Source organism: Embleya sp. NPDC001921 (assembly GCF_053594475.1).
In genome coordinates this window covers 1-8,519 of the sequence record NZ_JBSFEO010000114.1, presented here as the reverse complement: position 1 = coordinate 8,519, position 8,519 = coordinate 1, and the positions used below count along the sequence as shown (strand labels likewise).

The following is an 8,519-nucleotide window of genomic DNA, read 5'->3' as shown; positions in this document are numbered from 1 at the left end:
CCGAGATCACCCCGCGCAACGCACCCTCGCCCAGCTCCGCTTCGAGCCGATCGCACACCTCGTCGAACGCCGCCGCGAACACCGGAAACACCGCGCACAACCCACGACCCATCCCCACCCGCTGACCACCCTGACCCGCGAACACGAACACCAACCGCCCGGCGTCCCCGTCCGCGACACCCCCTCGCACCACATCGGCGTGCGGCGTCCCATCGACCAGCGCGGCCAGGCCGGCGAACGCGCCCGACCGGTCGTGCGGGTCGCCGAGCACGACCGCGCGCCGGTCGAGCGCCGACCTGCCGGTCGCCAGCGAGTACGCCACGTCGACCCGGTCCGCCTCGGGGTGCTCGGCCAAGTGCGCGCGCAACCGCGCCGCCTGGGCGCGCAGGCCCTCCTCGGTGCGGGCCGAGAGCAGCAGCGGCACCCGGCCGGGCACCGCCTGCGGCTGCGGGGCCGGTGCCGCGTCCGGGTCCGGTGTCGGTGGCTCCTCTTCGAGGATCACGTGCGCGTTCGTGCCGCTGACTCCGAACGCGGACACGCCGGCCCGTCGGGGCTGCCCGGTTCGCGACCACGACACCGGCTCGGTCAGCAGCGACACCGCCCCCGACGCCCAGTCCACATGCGGCGACGGCTCGTCCACGTGCAGAGTCCTGGGCAGTACGCCGTTGCGCATCGCCTGGACCATCTTGATCACGCCGCCGACTCCGGCGGCGGCCTGGGTGTGGCCGATGTTCGACTTCAACGACCCCAGCCACAACGGCCGTTCGCCGTCACGGCCCCGGCCGTAGACGCCGAGGAGCGCGTCCGCCTCGATCGGGTCGCCGAGCGACGTGCCGGTGCCGTGCGCCTCGACCGCGTCGACATCCGTCGCGCTCAGACCGGCGTTGGCCAGTGCCGCCCGGATCACCCGCTCCTGGGCGGGACCGTTGGGGGCGGTGAGACCGTTGCTGGCACCGTCCTGGTTGATCGCGGTCCCCCGCACCACCGCGAGCACCGGGTGGCCGTTGCGGCGCGCGTCGGACAGCCGCTCCAGGAGCAGCATCCCCACGCCCTCGGACCAGCCCGTGCCGTCGGCCGAGGCGGCGAACGCCTTGCACCTGCCGTCCGCCGACAACCCGCGCTGCCGACTGAACTCGACGAAGGTGGCCGGCGTGGCCATCACGGTGACGCCGCCCGCCAGCACGAGTGAGCATTCCCGCTGCCGCAGCGCGCCGACCGCCCAGTGCAGCGCGACCAGCGAGGACGAGCACGCGGTGTCCACGCTGACCGCCGGGCCCTCCAGGCCGAGCGTGTAGGCGACCCGGCCGGAGGCCACGCTGCCCGCGCTGCCGCTGCCGAGATATCCCTCGAACTCGCCGGACGTGGCGGCCGTACCCGAGCGCAGGCGCGACGCGTAGTCGCTGTACATCACACCCGTGTACACACCGGTCCTGCTGCCGCGCAGCGCGGCCGGGTCGATGCCGGCCCGTTCGATCGCCTCCCACGCGGTCTCCAGGAGCAACCGCTGCTGCGGGTCGATGGTGAGCGCCTCGCGCGGCGAGATGCCGAAGAACTCCGGGTCGAACGCGGCGGCGTCGTGCAGGAAGCCGCCCTGCCGCGTGTAGCTGGTGCCGAGGTGTTCCGGGTCCGGGTCGTACAGGCCGTCCAGATCCCAGCCCCGGTCCACCGGGAAACCGGAGACCGCGTCCACGCCGTCGTCGACCAGCCGCCAGAGGTCCTCCGGCGACCCGACGCCGCCCGGGTACCGGCAGCTCATCCCCACGATCGCGATCGGCTCGTGCTCACGCTCGTCGGCCTCGCGCAGTCGGCGGCGGGCGTCGTGCAGGTCGGTGGTGACCCGCCTGAGGTAGTCGCGAAGCTTCTGTTCGTCGGCCACTGTCGTCATTCCCCCTCGTAGCGTGCGGCCGTTGAACGTGCGGCCTGGCAACCGGTGATCTCGCGGGCGTCGATGCTGGTCCGTGTACGGGTGCTCGTGCGGGTCGTCGTGCGGGTGCGTGCGTGCTTCGTCGTGCGGGTACTTGCTTGCGTCGTCGTGCGGGTGCCAGTCGTCGTGCCGGTGTGCGTGCCGGTGCCGGTGTGCGTGCGGGCGTGGTTCGTCATCGGGTCACAGCTCGTTGTCGATGAAGTCGAAGAGATCGTCGTCGTCGGCCGTGCCGAGCTTTTCCGCGACGGATCCGCCGGTGTCGTCGCGGTGGTCCGCGCGGTCGGTGCCCGCGTCGGCGCCGAGCTTGGCGAGCAGTTCGCGCAGCCGGCCGGCCACCGCGTCGCGCGTGCCGCCGTCGGCCGCTCCGAGCCATGCCTCCAGGCGGTCGAGTTCGGCCGCGCCGGTGGATCCGGCGCCGTAGGTGCCGTCGGTACCGCCGGCGCCGTTCGCGGACCGCGCGAGCGCCTCGGCGGCAACGAGTTCGGCGCCCAGGTGCTCGGCCAGTGCCGCCGGCGTCGGGTAGTTGAAGACCAGCGCCGCCGGCAGCCGCAGGCCGGTCGCGGCGTTCAGCCGGTTCCGCAGCTCGACCGCGGTCAGCGAATCGAACCCCAGGTCGCGGAACTCCTGTCCGGCGCCGATGCGATCCGCCGCGTCGAAGCCCAGCACCGCGGCCACATGCGCGCGGACCGCGTCCAGGACCAGCCGGGACCGGTCACCGGTACGCGCCCCGAGCAGGGAGCGCACCAGCGGCGGTACGCCCGAACCGGTGTCCGTGCGACCCCCCGGGTCACCGGCGTCCCGTCGGCGCGAGCGTGCCCCGGTCGTCGGGCCGGTGCGCAGGCTCCGGGTCAACGCGGCCAGTGGGCCGGCCGGGCCGACCGGCTCCTCGGCCCGGGTGCGCATCGCGGCCGGGTCGAGCCGGGCGGGCAGCAGCGCCGCGCCGGCCGTGCCCGGCACCCGGTCGGGTCCGGTCGGGTCGGCGGTGGTGCCGGCGGTACCGGCCAGGGCCCGGTCGAACAGCGCGAGCGCGTGTTCGGTGGGCAGCGGCAGGATGCCGTCGCGGGCCATGCGCTCGCGGTCCCGGTCGGTGAGTTCGCCGTCCATGCCGCCCGCCTCCCACGGTCCCCACGCCAGCGAGGTGGCGGGTAGACCGCGGGCCGCGCGGTGTCGGCCGAGGGCGTCCAGGAAGGTGTTGGCCGCCGCGTAGTTCGCTTGTCCGGCGCTGCCGAACTGGCCCGCGGCCGAGGAGAACAGCACGAACGCGGAGAGCGCCCGGTCGGCGGTCAACTCGTGCAGATGCCAGGCAGCGTCCAGCTTCGGGCGCAGTACGCGGTCGACGCGCTCGGGGGTCATCGCCTCGAACAGCCCGTCGTCCAACACACCCGCCGAGTGCACGACGGCGGTCACCGGGTGCGCCGCCAACAGCTCGGCCAGCGCCGTCCGGTCGGCGACGTCGCACGCGACGGTGCTCACCCGCGCGCCCAGCGCGGCCAGTTCGGCGGCGAACTCGACGGCTCCGGGAGCCCGTTCGCCGCGCCGCCCGGCCAGGACCAGCCGGCGGACCCCGTACTCGGTGACCAACCGGCGTACCACCAGGCCACCGAGGCGGCCGGACGCGCCGGTCACCAGGACCGTGTCGTCCGCGCCGAGCACCGCGTGCGCGGCGACCGTGGCCGTCTCGGCATCCGCGCCGGCCGGCTCGCGGACCAGGCGGGGTACCAGGAGCGCGCCGTCGCGGATCGCGAACTGCGGCTCGTCGTCGGCCGCCGCGAGTACGGCGGGCAACCCGGTCGGGCCGGTGAGCGCCGGGACGCCGGCCGGTCCGCCGTCGAGGTCGACCAGCACGATCCGCCCGGGGTGCTCGGACTGCGCCGCGCGCAGCAGACCCCAGACGGCGGCCCGGGCCAGGTTCTCGATGCCGGTCTCGTCGACGGTGTCCCGGGTGGACACCGCGTGTTCGGTGAGCAGCACGAGCCGGGTGGTACCGAATCGGGTGTCCGCCAGCCAGACCCGCACGATCTCCGACGCTTGTCCGAGCGCGTCCCGGGCGGCGACCGGGAGGTCCCGGTCCGGCACCTCCGAGGGCGTCGGCGACAGCGCGACGAGCACGGCGTCCGGTACCGGCGCGCCCGCGTCGAGCGCGGCACCGAGCGCGGCGAGGTCGGCGTGTACCGTCCCCGCCCGTGCGGTACCCGTCGGCAGCGCGGCCGCAACCGTGCTCGCGACGTCGTGCCGCACGTCGCCGATCACCGCCCACGTGGCGGGCGCCGCCGACGCGGTCCGGGCGGCGGGTGCGGGCTCCCAGTCGATCCGATACAGCGCGCCGTCCCGACCGCCCCGCGCGGCACGCAGCGCGTCGGCGGCGACCGGCCTGGTCACCAGCGAGGCCACCGACCCCACCGGTCGACCCGAGTCGTCGGCGAGGGTCACCGCGAAGCCGTCGCCGGCCACCGGCGCGATGCGCACCCGCAGCGTCGTGGCCCCGGTCGCGTACAGCGCGACCCCGGTCCACGAGAACGGCAGCCGCACCGCGTCCGCACCGTCGCCGGCGAGCCCGATCGGGTGCAGCGCGGCATCCAACAGGGCCGGGTGCAACCCGAAACCCTCGGTCGACACGTCGGCGGGCAGCGCGACCTCGGCGAACAGCTCGTCGCCATGGCGCCACATCGCCCGGAGCCCACGGAACACCGGCCCATAGCCCAGTCCTTGTGCGGCGAGACGGTCATAACAATCGTCGATCGAAACCGGCTCGGCGCCGACCGGCGGCCACTGTCCCGGCTCACCGATCCGCCCGAACGCCTCCGCGTCGGGTGCCCCGCCCCTGGCCAGCACGCCCTGGGCGTGCCGGGTCCAACCGTCCGTCGGACCGCCGGGGCGCTGCCGGCCCGAGTGGATGCTCAGCGTGCTGCGGCCCGCCTCGTCCGGCGCGCCGACCACGAGCTGGATCCGGACCGCATCGTCGTCGGTCAGCACGAGCGGGGCCTCGATGGTCAGTTCCTCGATCAGATCGCACCCGACCTCGTCGCCGGCCCGCAGCGCGAGCTCCACCAGCGCGGTGCCGGGCACCGGCACGGTCCCGTGCACGGTGTGGTCGAGCAGCCAGGGGTGGCTGTCCACGGACAACCGACCGGTGAACAACACACCGGCCGAATCGGCCAGTTCGACCGCCGCACCGAGCAGTGGGTGATCGGCGGCGGTCAGCCCGATCGACGCGGCGTCCCCGGACCGATCGATCACCGGGTCGAGCCAGTACCGCTGCCGCTGGAACGCATACGTGGGCAACGCCACGCGCCGAGCCCCGGGGACGAACCCGGCCCATCGGATATCGGCGACGGCGCCCGTGACATGGAGCGTGGCCAGGGCGGTCAGCGCGGCATCGGGCTCCGGACGGTCCTTGCGCAGCACCGGAACCACGGTCACCGCGTCGTCGGCGGCCCGGATCCCGTCCCGGATCAACGCGGTGAGAGCGCCGTCCGGCCCGACCTCGACGAACGAGGCGACACCGTCGTCCTCCAGCGCGCGAATCGCGTCGTGGAAGCGAACCGGCTGTCGAACGTGGCGCACCCAGTACTCGGGGTCCGTCCAGTCGGCATCGGTCGAAACTGTCGAGACCACCGCCAACTCCGGTGTACCAAAGGTGAGTTCCCGCACCACCTCACGGAAGTCGTCCAACATCGGGTCCATCAGCGGCGAGTGGAACGCGTGGCTGACCCGCAGCCGCCGCACCCGACGCCCCAACCCCTCGAAATGCGCGACGACTTCGGACACCACAGCCTCCGCACCGGAGACCACCACCGAATCGGGACCATTGATCGCGGCAACGCCCACGGCATCGGCCCGGCCCGTCAGCAGCGGCAGAACATCCGCCTCCGCGGCTCCGATCGCGGCCATCGCACCACCGACCGGCAACGCCTGCATCAGACGGCCACGCGCCACGACAAGGCGGCACGCGTCCGCCAACGACAACACCCCCGCAACGTGGGCCGCCGCGATCTCACCCACCGAATGCCCGACCAGCACATCCGGCCGCACACCCCACGACTCCAACAACCGGAACAACGCCACCTCGACCGCGAACAACGCCGGCTGCGCGAACCCGGTCTCGTCCAGGCCGTCCGCCTCGCCGCTCACCACCGCGCGCAGCGACGCCCCCTCACCCGCCTCGACGTCGAGCCGATCGCAGACCTCGTCGAACGCCGCCGCGAACACCGGGAAGGCCGCGTACAACCCACGACCCATCCCCACCCGCTGACCACCCTGACCCGCGAACACGAACGCCGACCGGCCCGATCCGCCGCGCACGACACCGCGCACGACTCCCGAGGCCTCGGTGCCGGAAGCCACGGCGTCGGTCGCGCGCAGCAGGGTCTCCCGGTCCGTCCCGAACACCACCGCGCGGTGGTCCAGTCGGGGCTTGCCGGCCAGCGTGAACGCCACGTCGGAGACCGCCGTTTCGGCGTCCTCGGCCACATGGGCACCGAGCCGGACCGCGCCGGCGCGCAGGGCGTCGTCATCGGCGGCGGAAAGCACCCAAGGGGTGAGGATCGCTCCGGCGGGCCGCGCCTCGGGCAGCACGTCGACGGGTTCCCGGTCGCCGGCCTCGGGCTGTTCCACGATGACGTGTGCGTTGGTGCCGCTGACCCCGAAGGCGGAGATCCCGGCCCGGCGCGGCGCACCCGTCTCCGGCCACGCCACCGACTCCGTCAACAACGACACCGCACCCGACGCCCAATCCACGTGCGGCGAGGGCTCGTCCACGTGCAGCGTCCGAGGCAACACACCGTGACGCATCGCCTCGACCATCTTGATCACGCCACCCACACCCGCAGCCGCCTGCGCATGACCGATGTTCGACTTCAACGACCCCAACCACAGCGGCCGCCCACCATCGCGCTCACGCCCATACGTCGCCAACAACGCCTGCGCCTCGATCGGATCACCCAACCGCGTCCCCGTACCATGCGCCTCGACCGCATCCACCTCCGCGGCCGACAACCCCGCATCCACCAACGCCGCCCGAATCACCCGCTGCTGCGACGGACCATTCGGCGCCGTCAAACCATTGCTCGCACCGTCCTGATTGGTCGCGGTGCCCCGGACGACGGCCAGTACCTCGTGCCCGTTGCGGCGCGCGTCGGACAGTCGCTCCAGCAGCAACATCCCGACGCCTTCACCCCAACTGGTGCCGTCGGCCGCCGCCGAGAACGCCTTCGCCCTGCCGTCCGCCGCCAGGCCCCGCACTCGGCTGAACTCGACGAACACGCTGGGCGTGGCCATCACCGTCACGCCGCCCGCGAGCGCGAGCGAGCACTCGCCGCTGCGCAGGGCCTGCGCGGCCAGGTGCAGCGCGACCAGCGACGACGAGCACGCGGTGTCCACCGTGACGGCGGGACCCTCCAGGCCGAACGTGTAGGCCACCCGGCCGGACGCGACGCTGCCCGCACTGCCGTTGGCGAGATAGCCCTCGAACTCGCCCGAGTCGCCCGCCGAGTTCATCAGCCGGGAGCCGTAGTCGCCGTACATCACGCCGGCGAACACGCCGGTGCGGCTGCCGCGTACCGTCCGCGGGTCGATCCCGGCCCGCTCGAACGCCTCCCAGGACGTCTCCAGGAGCAGTCGCTGCTGCGGGTCGACAGTGAGCGCCTCGCGCGGCGAGATGCCGAAGAACACCGGGTCGAAGTCGCCCGCGTCGTGCAGGAAGCCGCCCTGGCGAACGTAGCTCTTGCCCTTGTGTTCCGGATCCGGGTCGAACAGGTTGGCCAGGTCCCAGCCGCGATCGGCCGGGAAGCCGGTGATCCCCTCGGCGCCTGTGGCGACCAGTCGCCACAGGTCCTCGGGCGAGGCAACACCGCCCGGATAGCGGCAGCTCATCCCGACGATCGCGATCGGCTCGTCGTGGGCCGGCACGGCCGGCACGGCCGGCGCGGCGGGCCGCCGGGCGTCGGCCGGTGCCCGCGTCTCGCCCGTACCCGGCAGTTCGGCCCGTACGTGTTCGATCAACGCGGCGGGCGTGGGGTGGTCGAAGATCAGAGTGGCCGACAGGCGCAGCCCCGTCGCCGTGTTCAGTCGGTTGCGCAGCTCGACGGCGGTCAGCGAGTCGAAGCCCAGGTCCTTGAACGCCCTGTCCGGCTCCACCGATTCGGCGGTTCCGTGGCCGAGCACGGTGGCGACCTGCTCGCGGACCAGCGCCGTCACGGCGCGTTCGCGCTCCTCGGCGGACAGCCCCGCCAGGCGCTCCCGGAACGAACCGGCCGAGCGGTCCGAGCCGGCGCCGCCGCGTGCGACGCGGCGGCTCGGCGCGATGGGGACGAGGTCGCGCAGGACGGACGGCAGGCCGCCGTCGACGGCCTGGGCGCGCAGCGCGGCGGTGTCCCATCGGGCCGCGACGAGCAAGGCCGCGTCCGTACCGGTGGCGGCGTCGAACAGGGCGAGCCCGTCGTCGGCGGACAGCGCGAGCACACCCGAGCGGTGCAGCCGGCTCAGGTCGGCGCCGCCGAGCCCGTCGGTCATGCCTTCGTTCTGTGCCCACAGGCCCCAGGCGAGCGAGGTGGCCGGCAGCCCCGCCGCACGCCGACGCACCGCCAGCGCGTCCAAC

General features: G+C 73.9%; 3 protein-coding genes. All 3 read right to left on the bottom strand.

The features are described from left to right. On the bottom strand, positions 1-1,876 hold a 1,876-nt coding region (locus tag ACWCPW_RS51040), incomplete at its 3' end, for a type I polyketide synthase (RefSeq protein ID WP_449768517.1). A 5-nt stretch (positions 1,877-1,881) separates the two neighbouring features. Further along, the gene (locus ACWCPW_RS51035) at positions 1,882-2,100 is read right to left on the bottom strand and encodes a hypothetical protein (protein WP_449768516.1); all 219 of its coding nucleotides are present in this window, start codon (positions 2,098-2,100) and stop codon (positions 1,882-1,884) included. A gap of 4 nt (positions 2,101-2,104) precedes the next feature. Beyond that, on the bottom strand, positions 2,105-8,519 hold a 6,415-nt coding region (locus ACWCPW_RS51030; protein WP_449768515.1), incomplete at its 5' end, for an SDR family NAD(P)-dependent oxidoreductase.

Coding starts and splice junctions, on each gene's coding strand:
- ACWCPW_RS51035 (WP_449768516.1), bottom strand. CDS start 2,100: ATGACGAACCACGCCCGCACGCACACCGGCACCGGCACGCACACCGGC.